14 protein-coding genes are annotated in these 16,370 nt (G+C 70.7%); 2 read left to right on the top strand and 12 right to left on the bottom strand.

The window, feature by feature from the left end; all coding sequences use genetic code 11:
* Positions 1 to 13: 13 nt before the first annotated feature.
* Entirely contained in the window at positions 14 to 2,590 is a 2,577-nt protein-coding gene (locus AC3WSN_RS08345) for a CheR family methyltransferase (protein ID WP_492537243.1), read from the top strand.
* 339 nt (positions 2,591 to 2,929) lie between these two features.
* Here AC3WSN_RS08345 and AC3WSN_RS08340 read toward each other — a convergent pair whose 3' ends face one another.
* Positions 2,930 to 3,982 (bottom strand): LacI family DNA-binding transcriptional regulator, encoded by a 1,053-nt coding sequence (locus tag AC3WSN_RS08340; RefSeq protein WP_492537241.1) that lies wholly within the window; start codon positions 3,980 to 3,982, stop codon positions 2,930 to 2,932.
* A gap of 352 nt (positions 3,983 to 4,334) precedes the next feature.
* Here AC3WSN_RS08340 and AC3WSN_RS08335 point away from each other — a divergent pair, with 352 nt between their 5' ends.
* The gene (locus tag AC3WSN_RS08335; RefSeq protein ID WP_492543045.1) at positions 4,335 to 5,030 is read left to right on the top strand and encodes a DUF4142 domain-containing protein; all 696 of its coding nucleotides are present in this window, start codon (positions 4,335 to 4,337) and stop codon (positions 5,028 to 5,030) included.
* A 181-nt stretch (positions 5,031 to 5,211) separates the two neighbouring features.
* Here the strand turns inward: AC3WSN_RS08335 and AC3WSN_RS08330 are convergent, their stop codons facing one another.
* Genes AC3WSN_RS08330 through AC3WSN_RS08280 form a run of 11 tightly spaced genes read right to left on the bottom strand, consistent with a single transcriptional unit; the run spans position 5,212 to position 16,311 of the window.
* Complete coding sequence (locus AC3WSN_RS08330; RefSeq protein ID WP_192709192.1) at positions 5,212 to 5,508, bottom strand: cytochrome C oxidase subunit IV family protein; 297 nt, start codon at positions 5,506 to 5,508, stop codon at positions 5,212 to 5,214.
* Positions 5,505 to 6,182, bottom strand: coding sequence for a cytochrome c oxidase subunit 3 (locus AC3WSN_RS08325; RefSeq protein ID WP_492537238.1), 678 nt, complete (start codon positions 6,180 to 6,182; stop codon positions 5,505 to 5,507). Before AC3WSN_RS08325 ends, AC3WSN_RS08330 begins: the two co-directional genes overlap by 4 nt.
* The gene (gene ctaD / locus AC3WSN_RS08320) at positions 6,179 to 7,876 is read right to left on the bottom strand and encodes a cytochrome c oxidase subunit I (RefSeq protein ID WP_192709194.1); all 1,698 of its coding nucleotides are present in this window, start codon (positions 7,874 to 7,876) and stop codon (positions 6,179 to 6,181) included. The genes AC3WSN_RS08325 and ctaD overlap by 4 nt, the downstream gene beginning before the upstream one ends.
* A 34-nt stretch (positions 7,877 to 7,910) precedes the next feature.
* Positions 7,911 to 8,993: a cytochrome c oxidase subunit II gene (gene coxB, locus AC3WSN_RS08315; RefSeq protein WP_492543043.1), complete on the bottom strand. Its 1,083-nt coding sequence runs from the start codon at positions 8,991 to 8,993 to the stop codon at positions 7,911 to 7,913.
* Positions 8,990 to 9,502, bottom strand: coding sequence for a hypothetical protein (locus AC3WSN_RS08310; protein WP_492537236.1), 513 nt, complete (start codon positions 9,500 to 9,502; stop codon positions 8,990 to 8,992). Before AC3WSN_RS08310 ends, coxB begins: the two co-directional genes overlap by 4 nt.
* Positions 9,495 to 10,460 carry a hypothetical protein gene (locus tag AC3WSN_RS08305; protein WP_492537234.1) on the bottom strand — a complete coding sequence of 322 codons (966 nt, stop codon included), beginning with the start codon at positions 10,458 to 10,460 and terminating at the stop codon, positions 9,495 to 9,497. Before AC3WSN_RS08305 ends, AC3WSN_RS08310 begins: the two co-directional genes overlap by 8 nt.
* Positions 10,457 to 10,984, bottom strand: a complete 528-nt coding sequence (locus tag AC3WSN_RS08300; RefSeq protein WP_492537232.1) for a c-type cytochrome — start codon at positions 10,982 to 10,984, stop codon at positions 10,457 to 10,459. The genes AC3WSN_RS08305 and AC3WSN_RS08300 overlap by 4 nt, the downstream gene beginning before the upstream one ends.
* Complete coding sequence (locus AC3WSN_RS08295; protein WP_192709198.1) at positions 10,981 to 11,508, bottom strand: DUF3341 domain-containing protein; 528 nt, start codon at positions 11,506 to 11,508, stop codon at positions 10,981 to 10,983. The genes AC3WSN_RS08300 and AC3WSN_RS08295 overlap by 4 nt, the downstream gene beginning before the upstream one ends.
* The gene (nrfD, locus tag AC3WSN_RS08290; RefSeq protein WP_492537230.1) at positions 11,505 to 12,863 is read right to left on the bottom strand and encodes an NrfD/PsrC family molybdoenzyme membrane anchor subunit; all 1,359 of its coding nucleotides are present in this window, start codon (positions 12,861 to 12,863) and stop codon (positions 11,505 to 11,507) included. The genes AC3WSN_RS08295 and nrfD overlap by 4 nt, the downstream gene beginning before the upstream one ends.
* Positions 12,860 to 15,664: a 4Fe-4S dicluster domain-containing protein gene (locus AC3WSN_RS08285; RefSeq protein WP_492537229.1), complete on the bottom strand. Its 2,805-nt coding sequence runs from the start codon at positions 15,662 to 15,664 to the stop codon at positions 12,860 to 12,862. Before AC3WSN_RS08285 ends, nrfD begins: the two co-directional genes overlap by 4 nt.
* Positions 15,652 to 16,311 (bottom strand): cytochrome c3 family protein, encoded by a 660-nt coding sequence (locus AC3WSN_RS08280; protein WP_492537227.1) that lies wholly within the window; start codon positions 16,309 to 16,311, stop codon positions 15,652 to 15,654. Before AC3WSN_RS08280 ends, AC3WSN_RS08285 begins: the two co-directional genes overlap by 13 nt.
* Between the last annotated feature and the right edge of the window lie 59 nt (positions 16,312 to 16,370).

Below are 16,370 nucleotides of genomic sequence, written 5' to 3'. Positions count from 1 at the left end.
GTGAGAACGCAGGATGCTGAAACCCGACGAACGGGGTGGCATCGATCCGAGGGCTCAGAACGCGGTGATGGACCAAGACCACTTTCCAATTGTCGGCATCGGCGCGTCCGCAGGCGGCATCGAGGCGATGCGGAGCTTCTTCCGTGGGGTGCCCGAGACGCTCAGGGCTGCCTTCGTGGTCGTCACGCATCTCAGTCGGGAACATAAAAGCCAGCTTCCGAACGTGCTAGCCCGGTTCACGCCGCTCGAGGTCGAGGACGCCGCCGACGGGGTGCCGGTCCGGCCGGGCCGCGTCTACGTCATGCCGGCCGGTTTCGTCATGGGTATCGCGGGCGGCCGGCTGACTTTGACGCCGCTGGGGCCAACGGGCCGCGAGACCAAGCCGATCGACCTTTTCCTGACTGCCCTGGCCCTCGACCAAGGCGAGCGCGCGGTCGGCGTAATCCTGTCCGGTGGCGACGGCGACGGTGCCATCGGCGTCAAGGCGATCAAGGAGCACGGTGGCCTGACCCTGGCTCAAACCGCGGATGGCTACGGCCCCGAGACCGCCGACATGCCGCTCAGTTCGCTCCGGACCGGCTTCGTCGATTTCGGCGAGATTGCCGAACGGATGGGCGACCGGATCGCCGCGCACGCCGCCGCGCACCTCGCCGCCGCGCCGGACGCGCTGGCCACCCAGGCCGACGCGGTCGCGCGGGGGCTCGACGCCGAGCTGCTCACCGAGATCTTCGCCATCCTCCGCCGCCAGGTCGGCCACGACTTCTCGGGCTACAAGCCCAGCACCTTCGTGCGCCGCCTTCAGCGCCGCATCGGCATCGTCGGCGCGGCCGGGCCGGACGGCTACCTCAAGCTGCTGCGTGCCGACCCGGCCGAGGTCGGGGTGCTATTCCGGGACCTCCTGATCGGCGTGACGAACTTTTTCCGCGACACCGCCGCCTTCGAGGCCCTGGCCACCCAGGTCATCCCGAAGCTGCTCGACGCACGCGCGGCGACCGATGTGGTGCGGATCTGGGTACCGGCCTGCTCGACCGGCGAGGAGGTCTACTCCCTGGCCATCCTCCTGCGCGAGAACATGCTCACCATGGCGGATCCGCCGCGGGTGCAGATCTTCGCCACGGACATCGACGAGCGTGCGCTCGCGGTCGCCCGGACCGGCCGCTACCCGAGGGCTTACCTTGATGCTGTCTCTCCCGAGCGGATCGCGCAGCACTTCAGCGTCGAGGGCGACAGCGCGGTGGTCGGGAAGGCCGTGCGTGACCTGTGCACGTTCGCCCCGCACAGCGTGCTGCGCGACCCGCCATTCTCGCGCCTCGATCTCATCTCCTGCCGCAACCTGATGATCTACCTCGGCGTCGAGGCCCAGCAGCAGCTGATGCCGGTGCTGCACTACGCCCTGCGGCCGCGCGGCTACCTCTTCATCGGGATGGCCGAGAACGTCACGCGGTTCGAGGACCTGTTCGAGACGATCGACAAGCGGAACCGCATCTTCCAGGCTCGCGACGCGATCCCGCCGGCGCGGTTGCCGCCGATGTCAGGGCCGGACACGCCGACCTTCACGAGTACCGGCCAGCCGTACCGGCGCCACGTGACGACGCACGCTGCCCTGCGGCACGCAGTCGAGACGCAGATGCTGTCCGAGTTCACACCGCCGCACGCGGTCGTGACGCGGACGGGCGAGGCCGTGCACTACTCGTCGCGGATCGGCGATCACCTGGAAGTCGTGCCTGGCCAGCCGACCCGGGAACTGGCCGCGATGGCGCGCAAGGGCTTGCGCCTGGATCTCCGGACAGCCCTGCGCGAGGCGATCGAGGGCAACACCCTGGTCTCGCGTGGCGGCATCGGCGTCGAACTGCCGGACGGCCGTCTCCAGTCGATCTCCCTGGTGGTCAAGCCGCTGAACACGCCCGGCGCGATCGAGCCGCTTTTCCTGGTCGTGTTCAACGAGGCCGCTGCCCCCATCGAGAAGGAGCGCCAGCAGGCGCTGGAGGCGAACGAGCGGGACACGGCGCTGCAGGGCCTTGAGCGTGAATTGAGTGTGACGCGGGAACGGCTCCAGGCTGTGATCGAGGAATACGAGACCTCCCTCGAGGAACTCAAATCGTCGAACGAGGAGCTGTACTCGGTCAACGAGGAAATGCAGGCCGCAAACGAGGAGCTGGAGGCGTCGAAGGAGGAGACACAGTCTCTGAACGAGGAACTTCAGACGGTTAATTCCGAACTCACATGCAAGATTGAGGCCATAGATCAGTTGACCGACGATCAGGCCACGTTGTTTGAGGGCATGAACGTCGCGAGCGTTCTTCTGACTCCGGATCTCCACATCCGCATGTTCACCAACGCGGCGGCGCAAATCTTCGGCCTACAACCGAGTGACGTGGGGCGGTCCCTGCGCAACTTCTCTGCGCCGATTCCCCTGGCGTGGATGTTGGACGAGATCCCGACGGTGTTGGCGGTGAACCGGCCCTCCGAGCGGACGATCGAGGGGGCTGACGGCGCCCGCTACCGGGTCCGGCTGATGGCCGCGACCCGCAAGGGCAGCCGCATGCCCGGGATCGTCGCCAACTTCACGAACCTGATCGAGCAGGAATGACCGACCGGTTTGCACGCCGCGCCTGGGGCCTCGGCAGCCCACACGCACTGGCGCGACGCAGACACAGGAGACTGCGCGAGCGTGGCAAGGTTGCTACGGCTTTGCAGGGCCCAGCCGCCTTTAAGGTACAGCAGAGAGCGAATCCTGTCGCCGACCACGGCCGAAGGTAGAACGTTAGCTATCCGGCAGCAGACCAAGCTCCGATTGCCACTCCGAGCCGAAGTTGCCTGTCGGCCGAGGTTATGACCGCTTATGGGAGGTGCTCCCCGCGCTCTAAGTGGCTGAGCTGGGTCGGGGAAGCAGACCTGACGGCGGGTACCAAGCGTCGGATTTCGACCATTAAAGCTGCGGCCGTGTCCCAGCCTCCGTGGACTCGCGCACGACGAGGCGGGTGGGGAACAGCTTCTGCGCGAGGTCGTCCGGCGTGCGCGTGCCCTCGATGACTTCCACGAGCGTTGCGAAGGCGAACCGGACCATCTCCAGGGTCGGCCCCTCGATCGAGGTGAGGCTCGGGATCGTGAAGGCGCTCTGGACGCTGTTGTCGAAGCCGACGACCCGGATCGCCCCGGGGACGCGGACGCCGCGATCGTGCAGCGCCTTCAGCACCCCGAACGCCACCCGGTCGTCCGCCGCCACGATCGCGTCCGGTCGATCCGGACGGTCGAGCAGGCTGAGCGTCGCGCGATGGCCGTCCTCGGATGACCAGCCGCACGGGACGACGAGATCGTCGCGCAGGGGCAGCCCCGCTTCCGCCAGGGCGTCCCGGTAGCCCCGGAACCGCTCGGCGACGGTCGGCGACCGCCGCCCGTCTTGCGCGCCCTTGAGGAAGCAGATCGACCGGCTGCCCGTTCGGGCGAGGTAGCGCACCGCCTCGTAGACCGCGTCGCGCTCGGCCCGCGCCGCGAAATGCGCGCCGGGCGCGTCGAGGCCGAACACCACGAACGGGAAGCGCTTGGCCTGCAGCATCGCGATCAGCGGATCGTCCCGACAATCCGCGAAGACCACCATGCCGTCGACCCGGGCCTCGCTGACCAGGCCGGTGATCCGGCTCAAGCCGTCCGGAGCGTCGCGGCACCAGCGCCGGTGGATCAGCGTGTAGCCGTGCTGGTCGGTCACGGTCGCGAAGGCCTGCAGGAGGATGCCCTCGTCGGTCTCCTGCATCAGGCCGGCCGCGTCGTCGGGCCGGGCGCCCACGGCGAACACGCAGGCGATGCTGCGGCTCGGCTTCTTGCGCAGCGAGCGGGCCGCGAGGCTCGGTACGAATTCCAGGTCGCGCATGGCGGCCTCGATGGTCTCGCGCGTGGTCCGAGCGACCTTCTCGGGATGGTTCAGGACCAGGGAGACCGTCTGGAAGCTCACGCCGGCCCGCCGCGCGACATCCTTGATCGTCATCTGGCCCATCGTCACCTCAGCCCCGGTTCGCCCGGCAGGGCCGGCGCGCCCGAGACGCGCGGTGCCGCGCGAAGCCCGAACGCGGCCTCGTCCGATCGGTCAGTCTAGGGCCGGCCGGATCGGAGATAAAGCTGCACACCGAGCGCGGAGACACCGGCTAATAGGATGAATACCGGCAAACCGGACACGAGAACCGGTATCGCCAAGCCGGTATCGCCAGGATCGGCCCGCTGATCCGGGCGCGATGCGGGAGCTTGAGCAGGAACCTTGTCCGCGTCGTGAGGTTCGCCAGGCAGCACCTCAGCGATGATCGGGGCGTCGGGTGCCTCATCCCATTGGAACCTGTCCTATGATGCACCGTCGCGACATCCTCACCACCATGCTGGGCGCCACCGCGGCCCTGGCGCTCACCCGCACCGCCATCGCGCAGGTCACACCGGCCGGCGCGATCCCCACCGGCGCCTATCTCCAGATGGCGACCGCCGGCGGCCTGTTCCTGGAGAACACGGCCCGCGACGCCCACGAGAAGACCACGAACCCGATGGTCAGGAAGTTCTCCCGCGCCGAGGTGATCGAGCAGGTGAACCTGTCCCGGAAGATCAGCGCCTATACGGGCGGCGCGCCGATCCCGGCTCCGGGCCCCGCGGCCGCCGGCCCCGGCGGCCTGATCGGCGGCCTCGTCGCGGCACCGGTGGCGGTGGCCGGCGCCGCCGTGAACACGGCGGCCGGCGTCGCGGGCGGCGTTGCAGGCGGGGTCGCGGGCGGTCTTGGCGTCGCGTCGCCCCAGGGTATGACCACCGACGCGCAGAAGGCGCAGATCCTCTCGCAGCTCACCGGCATGCCGCCGGGACCGCAATACGACGCGACCTTCGTGAACGCCTCGCTCCAGGGTCACCAGGAGGCGCTCGGCATCCACGGCAGCTACGCCCAGTCGGGCGAGGATCCGAGCCTGCGCCGGATCGCCCGGGGCGCGCTGCCGCTGATCAACCTGCACATCGGCCAGCTCAGCCGCATGCAGGCGCGGATGGGCGGCCAGCAGCCCGGCTGACGCGGGGCCGGGACCCGGTTCGGCGCGGGCACCGCGCCGAACCCGAGAAGAAGCCCGCCGCGGCAGAAGCCGGGCGGGCTTGAAGGTGGTCTCGTCTCGGAGATGGCGCGATCCTAGCGGCCGCCCCGGGGCGGCACATCCCCCATCCGGGTGATGGCCGCCACACGATCCTGCGACCGGGTCAGGACCGCGTCAGGCGGCTCAGCACGTCGGCGAGGCTCAGGGAGAACAGGATCGCCGACCAGAACAGCCCGCAGGCCGCCGTGAGGCGGATGAGGGCGTTCGCCCGGTCGAGGCGCATGAACAGCAGCGCGACGAGGCCGGCCTGCGTGGCGGCGATGCCGAAGCTGACCGCCACGGTCCAGGCGCCCAGCGGCGCGTAGGCGGCGGCGCAGCTCAGCGCCAGCAGCGCCATCAGGCCGAGCCAGACCGGCAGGACGTGGCGCCAGACCGTGCCCGCGGAGACGCCGCCGCTCATCCCGCGCGCCCCGCGAGGTAGAGGGCCGGGTAGAGGAACAGCCAGACCATGTCGACGAACCCCCAGTAGAGCAGTGCGACCTCGACCTGCGGATTGCCGGGGAGGCGGTCCCGGTCGCGCCAGCCGATCACGATCAGCCGCGCCACGAGGCCGATGCCGATGGCGAGATGGCCCCCGTGGATGCCGGTCGACAGCCAGTAGAAGCCGAAGAACAGCTGCGCGGACGCCTCGGGCAGCTTGAAGCCCGCCCCCGGCACGAGGTGCTCGGCGATGTCCGCGCGGTATTCCAGCCCCTTCACCGCCAGGAAGGCGAGGCCGAGGAGGGCTGTTGCCGCGAGGCACCAGAGCACCATCCGGCTCAAGGAGGCGTGCTCGGAGGCGCGCGAGGCCGCGGCCGCGGTCAGGCCGCTGGTCAGCAGGAGCGCGGTGTTGAGGGTGCCGTAGACGATGTTGGTCTCGCGGGCGGCGGCCGCGAAGGCCTCCGCGTGCTCGGCCCGCATGGCGGCGTAGAATAGGAACAGCGCCCCGAAGAACAGCACCTCGCTGGCGATGAAGATCCAGATCCCGAAGGTCGCGCCGAAGCGCTGCTGGGACAGCGCTTCATCCTCGGACAGCCTGAGCCCGTCCCAGGGTTCTCGGAGCAGCGCCTCGGGGGCGATGGCGGGATCGCTCATGTCAGCGAGCCCTGCGAGGGCATGCGCGGCTGGTCGTGCACCGGCTCCGCGCCCTCGGGATGGTAGTTGTAGGGTTTGCCGAGGACCGCCGGATGGCCGAAGAAATTGTCCCGCGGCGGCGGCGAGGTGGTGCGCCATTCGAGGCCGGAGGCGTTCCACGGATCGTTCACCGCCCGCTCCCCGAAGAACAGCGACCACGTGAGGTAGCCGAGCGGCATCAGGTAGGCCGCCGCCAGCACCGCCGCCCCCGAGGAGGAGAGCACGTTCCAGACCTGAAACTCCGGCGGGTAGACGTGGTAGCGCCGCGGCATGCCGAGGTAGCCCGCGATGAATTGCGGGAAGAAGGTCAGGTTGAAGCCGAAGAACATCAGCACCGCGGCGAACTTGGCCCAGACCTCGGGATACATCCGCCCGGTGAATTTCGGCCACCAGAAGTGCAGGCCGGCGAAGTAGGCCGACACGGTGGCGCCGACCATGATGTAGTGGAAATGCGCGACGACGAAGTAGGTGTCCTGCACGTGCACGTCGATCGGGATCGAGGCCAGGAACAGCCCGGTCAGGCCGCCGACCGTGAACAGGCCGATATAGCCCAGCACGTAGAGCATCGGCGATTCGAACCCGACCTGCCCGCGGTAGAGCGTGGCCGTCCAGTTGAACACCTTGATGGCCGAGGGCACCGCGACCACGAAGGACAGGAACGAGAAGATCAGGGCCGCATAGGGCGACATCCCCGAGGTGAACATGTGGTGGCCCCAGGTGAAGAAGCCGATCACCGCGATCGCCACCAGGGCGTAGACCATGAAGTCGTAGCCGAAGATCCGCCGCCTCGCGAAGCAGGTGATCACCTCCGAGACGATGCCCATGCCGGGCAGGAGCATGATGTAGACGGCCGGGTGCGAGTAGAACCAGAACAGGTGCTGGAACAGGATCGGGTCGCCGCCCCGGGCGGGATCGAAGATCGGCAGGCCCAAGGATCGCTCGGCCACCACGAGGAGGATCGTGAGCGCCAGGACGGGCGTCGCCAGCACGAAGATGATGCTCGTCGTGTACATGGCCCAGACGAACAGCGGCAGGCGGAACCACGTCATCCCGGGCGCCCGCAGCAGGTGCGTGGTGGCGATGAAGTTCACCCCCGTGGCGATGGTCGAGAAGCCCGAGACGAACACCCCGAGCACGCCGATCGTCACGGCGGTGTTGGAGAAGGTGGTCGAGTAGGGGACGTAGAAGGTCCAGCCGGTGTCGATGCCGCCGGCCAGCACCGCGGTCGCGGTGATCAGGCCGCCGAGGACGTTGAGATACCAGCTCGCGAGGTTGAGCTTGGGGAAGGCGAGGTCCCGCGCCCCGATCATCAGGGGCAGCAGGAAGTTGCCGAAGGTGGTGGGGATCGACGGGATCAGGAAGAACCACACCATGATCACGCCGTGGAGCGTGAACAGCTTGTTGTAGGTGTCGGCGCCGACGAGGTCGGCCTGCGGGGTGAACAGCTCCAGCCGCACCAGCGTGGCGGCGGCGCCCCCGATGAAGAAGAACAGGGTCACTGACAAGGCGTAGAGGATCGCGATGCGCTTGTGGTCGGTGGAGGTCAGCCACGACCCGAGCGTGCCGCCGGCCGACAGGTAGCTCTCGGGCAGGCCGAGGGCGAGCTCGTCCGGATCGGCGAGGCTCGCCGGGCTCTCGGCGACGCGCGTGCTCATGCGGGCACTCCGGTTCGGGATGTCTGCGCGGGGATCACGGCCGCACCGCCGGTCCGGCGGGGGCCGGCGTGTCGGCGACGGGGGCGCCGGGCACCATGGCGGGGCTGCGCTCGGGCGCCGTGCCGGGCACCCGCGAGGACAGCGGCGGCAGGCCGGGCGTGCGGATCTCCCGCGGCCCCGCGCCCAGCGAGCGGATATAGGCGGTCAGCGCCTGGATCTCGCCGTCCGAGAGCAGGCCCTGGTAGCTCGGCATGATCGGCGCGTAGCCCGCCACGACGTCCCGCTTCGGCTGGAGGATGGAATCGCGCACGTAGGCGGCATCGACGGTCGCGAGCCTGCCGCCATCGAGTTGCACCGCCTGCCCCCAGATGCCGGCGAGGCTGGGCGCATGCACGGGGGAGCCGGGCGCGTGGCAGCCCGAGCAGCCCCGCTCCGAGAAGAGCCGCGCGCCATGGTGGGCGAGGTCGTCGCCCTCGGGCTGGGCCGAGAGCCAGGCCGCGTAATCCTGCGGCTCCATGACGATCACGCGGCCGAGCATGCGGGCGTGGTCGGTGCCGCAATACTCGGTGCACATGAGCTGGAACGTGCCGGTCTTGGTCGCCTGGAACCACGCCTCTGTGGTCTGGTCGGGCACCGCGTCGCGCTTCAGACGGAAGGCCGGGATGTAGAAGGAATGGATCACGTCCTGCGAGGTCAGGACCAGGCGCACCGGCACGCCCACCGGCACGTGCAGCTCGTTGATCTCGCGGGCGCCGTTGGAACTTTGCGTCTTCCACATCCACTGCTTGCCGACGACGTGGACTTCGAGCGCGTCCTTGGGCGGCGAGAAGGCCCCGATCTCGGCCGAGGCCGCCCACCAGAAGATGAACACGAAGATGAACAGGGTGGCGGCGGTCCAGCCGATCTCGAACTCGCGGGAGACCACTTCGGGGAGCGGCCCCCGGTCGGCCTTCGAGCCGCGGCGGAAGCGGATCGCGAAGGTGACCACGAGGCCGACCACGAGGAGCACGATGAGGGCCGAGATCAGGGTCAGGCCGAGGAAGATCCGGTCGACCTTGGCAGCCTGCGTGGAGGCGGCGATGGGCATCAGCCAGGCCGGCATCAGCGATTCCATCAGCGGGTCCCCTCGGAGGCGGCGCGCTGGTGGCTACCGGGCTGCCCGTCCGGCGCGGGGAGGGCGCTCGAGGCGCCGCCGCGGCTCCCGAGCGGCGGCACCTGCTCGGGCTGGACGGGCGCGGCGAAGCCGGCATCACCCTCCGCGGCAAGGCGGGCCATCGCCGCATCGATCGGCATGCGGGCGATGCCCCTGTCGCGGTCGATCCAGGCATAGCCGGCGAGCCGCGCCGTCTGGTCTCGGAGGAAGGCGTCGAGGTCGCCCGCCGGTGCCCGCTGCAGGCGCGGCTCCGGGAAGGTGCGGGGCGGCCGCATGAGCGGCAGGCTCACGGTGAGCGTGTAGTAGAGGCGCAGGCCCGCCAGCGTCGCGCCCACGAACAGCACGATGAACAGGCCGGTGAGCAGCACCGGGCGCAGGGCGAGGGTCGCCGCCTCGGTGCCCGGGCGGGCGTGCCCCACGGCGTCGTCGTGCACGCCGGTATGCAGCTGGCCGTCGGCCGCCTGTTCAGGCATGGCGCGGCCTCCGCGACGGTCCGATCCGGGCGAGGCGGCGGCCGACCGGCACCGACGCCAGGGCCAGCAGCGCGAGACCCGGGACCGCGAACGCGGCGGCGGCGCCCGCACCGGACCCGTAGGCCGGCAGGACGTACCACGCGAGGTGCAGGGCGACCCCGATCAGCACGAGGAGGCCGATCACCCGCAGGGCGGCGGCGCTCCGCCGGATCCGGGCGAACAGCAGGGCCGCGAAGGGCAGGAGCCCGCCGATCGCCAGCGACGCGAGGAGGACGGCGATCCAGGGGCCGGTGCCGCGCTTCAGGTACCAGGCAGCCTTCTCGGGCAGGTCGCCGTACCACGCGACGATGTAGGACATCAGGCCCAGGTAGAGGACCCCGAGAAGCGTCGCGAGGATCAGCCCGGCGAGGTCTGAGGCGCGGTCCTCGTCGAGCCGCGGCGGGCTCGCCATCGCGGCCCAGGCCAGGGCCGCCAGGATCTGGTGGAGGGCGATGTTGGCCGCGAAGGCGGAGGACGTGAAGTGCGGCTCCACCGAGAGGATCCAGTCGACCGCCACGAGGCTGATCGTGAGGCCGTAGAAGCTGAGGCCCAGGGCCGCCACGAGGGGGGAGCAGCGGCCGGCGAGGCACAGCAGGGTGAGGACCGACCAGCCGACCAGCGCCAAAGCCGCCCGCAGATCGAACAGGGCCGGGTCGAGGTAGAGCTGGACGATGTCCGGCTTCACCGTGCCGGGATCGGCCGCCCAGGGGTAGAGGGCGGGCAGGCTGACGCCCACGCCGAGGAACGCCAGGGCGGCCAGCGGCACCAGGGCGGCGGCCGGGCGCAGGGCGGGGGCCAGGGCCTCGCCCCAGCGGCCGCCGGTGACCCGGTGGATCAGCATCAGGACGAGGCTGCCCACGGGTACCGCGCTCCAGACGAGCCAGGCCAGAAGCCAGCCCCGGGCCAGGGATTCGATCATGGCAGCCGCTCCGCGAGGCCCGGCACGTCGGCGACCCGCGCGCCCTGCGAGAGCTGCAGGGCGCGGATATAGGCGGCGATCGCCCAGCGGTCCCGGGGCGCGACCCGGGCGGCGTAGGGGTACATCACCCCGTAGCCTTTGGTGATCACGTCGACGAAGTACCGGGCCGGCGCCGCCCGCAGGCGGTCCTCGTGGTAGGAGGGCGGGGACGGGAAGCCGCGCTGCACGATCATGCCGTCGCCGTGGCCGGAATAGCCGTGGCACGGCGTGCAGATCGCCTCGTAGCGTTCCTTGCCGCGCGCGAGCAGGGCCGCGTCGAGATGGGGCGGCGTGTCGAGGTCGGCCGCGTCGGCGGCGTCGCCCTGCGCGACGGTCCCCGGCGGGGGCGTCTGCGTCTCGGCCCCGCCCGGGAAGAGCGGTGCCTTGCCGTAGACCTCGTAGCGGTTCTGCACCCGCATCGATGGGTCGTCGCAGGCTCCGAGGCACAGGGCCGGAAGGGCCGCGAGGAGGAGCACGCGCCTCATCCGTGCATCTCCGAGACGAGGAGCGCTCCGGCCTCCTCCAGCCGGCGGCGCAGGGGCGCGGGCCCGTCCTTCGGGGCGACGAGCAGCAGGAACCGGTCCTGGCTCGCCCGCTCGAATTGCGGCATGTCGTGGACCGGGTGGTTGAGCCGCGGCAGGCCGCAGGCCCAGAGCATCGTGGCGAAACCCGCCAAAGCCGCCGCCAGCACGCCGAACTCGAACGGCACCAGGGTGAAGACCGGCCAGGAATGGAGCGGCCGCCCGCCGGAATTCAGCGGGTAGGCGACGACCGCGCTGTACCATTGCAGCCCGTACATCGCGGCCGCCGCCCCGAAGCCCGCCAGAGCCATGACCAGCCGCACGGGGTTGCGCGGCGGCGCGAGGGCGCCCGACAGCTCCTCCAGCGGGAAGGGCGTGAAGGCGTCGAGCAGGCGGTGGCCGTCGGCGCGGGCGAGCCGCAGCGCCCGGACCAGGGCCTCAGGGGTCTCGAACTCGGCGAGCAGGGGCGCGCTGGTCGGGGCGCTCATGCGGCTGCCCCCTCGTCGTGGCTGACCTGCCGGACCTCGTGCATCGAGACGATCGGGAAGATCCGCACCAGCACGAGGAAGCCGAGCACGAACAGGCCGAGCGGCCCGAACAGGATCGCGAGGTCGTAGAGGCTCGTGTGATAGGTCCGCCACAGGCTCATGGCGTGGCCGTGCGAGAGCGTGTTCCACACGATCAGGATGCGCTCGAACCACATCCCGATGTTGATCACCACCGAGATCGCCGCGAGCGCCCAAAGGTTCCGGCGCGCGAACGGGAACCACAGGGCCTGCGGCACGACGCAGTTGCAGGCGATCAGGGCGTAGTACAGCCAGCGGTAATCGCCCGCGAAGAAGTACCGGACCACGTCCCGGTCGGCATGCTCGCCGCCGTACCAGGCCATGAACCATTCGGTGGCGTAGGACAGGGTCATGACCACGCTGGCGAACAGCATGACCTTGCCCATGACGTCGAAATGGGCCGGCGTGATCACCGCCTGGAGGCTCAGGCCCCAGCGGATGAAGATCGCGATCACCACCACCATGGCGAAGCCGGAATACATCGCGCCGACGACGAAGTAGGGCGGGAAGATGCTCTCCTGCCAGCCCGGCATCAGGCTCGCCGCGAAGTCGAGGCCGACGATGGAGTGCACCGAGCAGACCAGCGGCACGGCGAGCGCCGCCATGGTCTTGTGGTAGGTCTCGTAGACCTGCCAGTGCCGAGCGGAGTTGCGCCAGCCGAGCGCCAGGGCGCCGTAGAGGATCTGGCCGGCCCGGGTCGTGGCCCGGTCGCGCATCGTGGCGAGGTCGGGCAGGAGCCCGGTGAACCAGAACAGGGCCGAGAACAGGATGTAGCTGAGGATCGCCCAGAAATCCCACACCAGGGCCGAGCGCCATTGCGGCCAGAGATCCATGGTGTTGGGATAGGGCGCCAGCCAGTAGGCGTAGAGCGGCCGCCCGAGATGGATGATCGGGAAGATCCCGGCGATCCCGGCGGCGAACAGGGTCATCGCCTCGGCGAAGCGGTTGATCGAGGCGCGCCAGCGCTGGCGCGTGAGCAGCAGCATCGACGAGATCAGCGTGCCGGCATTGCCGATGCCGATCCACCAGACGTAGTTGGCGATCGAGAAGCCCCAGACCACGGTGGTGTTCACCCCCGACAGGCCGATCCCCACGGTGAGCACCGCGCCGATCGCCCCGAGCGTCACCAGCACGAAGGGCAGGGTGGCGAGCAGCGCGATGAACCAGACCTTGCCCGGCCTCCGCTTCTGGATCGGGTCGGCGATCGCCGCGGAGATCGCGCCGTGGCTGAGCTGAGCCGGGGCGATCCAGCGATGGGCCTGCGTGCCGCCGCTCATGTCCGCCCCCCGAGATCCGGGTTCGGGGCATGCAGGTCGGCGAGGTAGGTGGTGCGCGGCCGCGTGTTCAGCTCCTCCATCAGGGCGTAGTGCCTCGGATCTTGGCGCAGGGCGCGGATCGGATCATCCGGCTTGGCAAGGTCGCCGAAGGCGATTGCCCGGGTCGGGCAGGCGGACTGGCAGGCGGTGGCGACCGGCCCCATCGGCCGGTCGTCGCGCTCGGCTTCCTGCCGTGCGTTGGCGATCCGCTGGATGCAGTAGGTGCACTTCTCCATCACGCCGCGGGCGCGGACCGTGACGTTCGGGTTGTGCTGCGCCTTGATGCTCTCGGCGCCCATGGTCGCGTAGGGCTGCCCGTCGGCATAGCCGAAGAAGTTGAAGCGCCGGACCTTGTAGGGGCAGTTCGCCTCGCAGAAGCGCGTCCCGACGCAGCGATTGTAGACTTGGAGGTTGAGCCCCTCGCCGTCATGGACCGAGGCCGCCACCGGGCAGACCGGCTCGCAGGGCGCGTGCTCGCAATGCATGCACGGCACCGGCTGGAACCCGGCGTTGACCGCTTCGGGCGTGCCGGAATCGTAGAGATCGACCCGCAGCCAGTGCATGATCCGGCCCCGGGCGATCTCCTCCGGGCCGACCACCGGCACGTTGTTCTCGGACTGGCAGGCGACCACGCAGGCGTTGCAGCCGATGCAGGCCTGCGTGTCGATCACCATCGCCCAGGCATGGCCGTCCGCGTCGCCCTGCCACGGATCGAGGAGCGTCGGCTGGTCGGCGCCGATGCCCTTAGACTCTGCGCGAGGAAGCTCTGCCAAGGCTATCTGCCGGAACAGTTTTTTCGTCTCGCCCTCGATCTGCGTGTAGTTCTGGGTGCGCAGCACCTCGCCGCGGTGTCCGGTCTTTCCCAGGCTCACGCCGGCCAGGAGGCGCGGGGCCGCAATCGTGGTGAGGCGATAGCCGTCCGCGCCGACGCCGTTGCCGATGGCCCCGGCCCGGGGGCGGCCGTAGCCGAGGGTGAGCTCCCCGGCCCCGTCGGCGACGCCCGATTCCACCGCGACCAGCGCCTCGATCTGGCGGCCGTTCAGCCCGACAGCGACGAGGTCCCCCGCCTCCAGGCCGCGCCGCGTCGCCTCGGCCTGCGACAGCGCCAGCGCGTTGCCCCAGACCTGCTTGGAGACCGGCTTCGGGCATTCCTGAAGCCAGGCATTGTTGGCGTAGCGGCCGTCATACAGGCAGGGATCGGCGCGCAGCTCCACGGCAAAACCCTCGGCCGGGGGCGCCGGCAGGGTCGGCAGCCGCGCTGCGCCCGGATCGACCTGCTTGGCGGCGCTGTCGGGGATGAGTCCGTCGTGCAGCGCCTTCCGCCACCAGCCTTCGAAATCGGCGCCGCCCTGATCGCGCCACGTCGCCCGCACGATGTCGTAGCCGGCGGTGGCGGGTGCGCCGGCGAGCAGGGACAGGATCTCGTGTGCCGAGCGGCCGCCGTAGAGGGGCCGGACCAGCGGTTGGACGAGGCTCGCGGTGCCGTCGCGGGCGCGCAGGTCCGACCAGCTCTCCAGCTCGTGGGCCAGCGGCAGGTGCCAGTGCGTGACGCCGGCGGTCTCGTCGCCGTGCAGCCCGGCATGGACCGAGAAGCCGGCGCGCCCGAGCCTGTCCGCGAAGCTGAGGTCGGCGGGCGCCGTCTGGACCGGGTTGCAGCCGAGGATGGCCAGGCAGGTGACCGCGCCGGCCTCGAGATCCGCCGCCAGGGACGCGAGATCGGCCGGTGCGCGGTCGCCCGCCACGTCGAGCGGCGCCGTGTAGGTGACGGGCGCCTTGAGCCGGTCGTTGATCCAGTGGCCGAGGGCGTGCAGCTCGGGCGGCAGGGCGTCGCCGACCAGGACCAGGGCCCGGCCCTCGGCCTCGCGCAGATCCGCCGCCGCAGCGGCGGAGAAGCGGGCGGCCTCTTGCGGCAGATCGGGCGCGGGGAGGGCCGCGCCGAGCGCGTTGGCCAGGGCGGCCAAGAGGGCGCCCGCCTCGCGGGGATGGAGGGCGCAGCGGGCATCGGCCTTGATGCCGGTCTGGGTCAGCGCGGTCTCGGCGACGTAGAGCCGGCCGAACCGGGCCGGGTCGCGGCGGCGGTCCATGAAGGTGCGGCCGAACCGGATCTGGTCCGGACCCGGCCCGAGCGGGTCGGCGCCGACGCACAGGATCGTCTCGGCCCGGCCGGGATCCGGCAGCGCCCTCAAGCGGCGGCCGAAGGCGAGCTCCGCCCCGCGGAGCGACGCCGCGTCGTCCAGGGGCTCGTGGACGTGCCAGGCGGCGTCCGGCATCGCCTGGAGCAGGGCCGCGATCTGACGCAGGAGCGTCGGCGAGGTGACCCGCCCGGTGAGCAGGCGCAGACCCCGGCCCTTCTGCCGGCGCGCCTCCGCCAGGGGCGCGGCCAGCGCCCGCTCGACCATGTCCCAGGAGGCGATGCCGTTCACCCGCTCGGTGACCGTGCGCGCGCGGTCGGGATCGTAGAGGTCGAGGATCGCGGCCTCGGCGAAGACGTCGGTGGCCCCGAGGCTGCCCGGGTGCAGCGGGTTGCCCTCGATCTTGATCGGCCGCCCGTCCACCGCGATGGCGTGGACGCCCCGGGCCCAGCCGCCGAGCGACAGCGCGGTGGCGTAGCGCTCCGGCACGCCGGGCAGCAGCCGCTCCGGCTGCACCACGTAGGGCACCAGCTCCTCGGGGGGTTTCGAGCAGGCGCCGAGGCCCGCCGCGAGGCCCGCGGAGAGCAGGCCCAGGGCCTCGCGGCGGGAGGGCGCGGTCAGCGGTGGCATATGGAGCACTCGCTGAGCCGCTCGGGGGACTTGATGTGATAGGCCTTCACGAGCTCGGCCCCGACGGTCTTCTGGTCGGGCGGCGGCGTCCAGCGCGTGTCGAACACAGCCTCGCGGGGGCGCAGGTTCGGGGCCGGGTCGCGGTGGCAGTCGAGGCACCAGCCCATGGTGAGCGGGGCCACCTGCCGGATCAGCTTCATGGTCTGGACGTCGCCGTGGCAGGTGGTGCAGCCGACGCCCTTGGCCACGTGCACGGCATGGTTGAAGTAGACGTAGTGCGGCAGGGTATGGACCTTGCGCCACAGGAGCGGGCGCCCCTCGGCCAGGCTGGTCCGCACCGGCGCCAGCATCGGCGCGTTGGTCCAGATCTGCGAGTGGCAGCTCATGCAGGTCTCGGTCGGCGGGATCCCCGGGAAGGCGGCCTTCTCCACGGCGGTGTGGCAGTAGCGGCAATCGATCCCGAGGCCGCCGACATGGTGCTCGTGGCTGAACGGGACCGGCTGCTCGCGGGTCACGTCCTGCTGGGTGGCGTAGGGCGACCGCCAGACCGCGTAGGCGAGGCCCATCGACAGGACCGGGACCACGGCCACCGAGGCCAGGACGACCCGGGCGACCGTGTCGGCACCCGGGCGGAAGATCTGCACCATGCCGCGGGTCCACCTCCGCGAGGCGTGAGAACGTCAGGCTTGTGGCGCGGCCGTCGGTG

This window comes from Methylobacterium sp. FW102-HT35C08 (assembly GCF_058790235.1).
The sequence above is the reverse complement of the archived record's forward strand: the minus strand, read 5'-3'. Positions and strand labels throughout refer to the sequence as shown.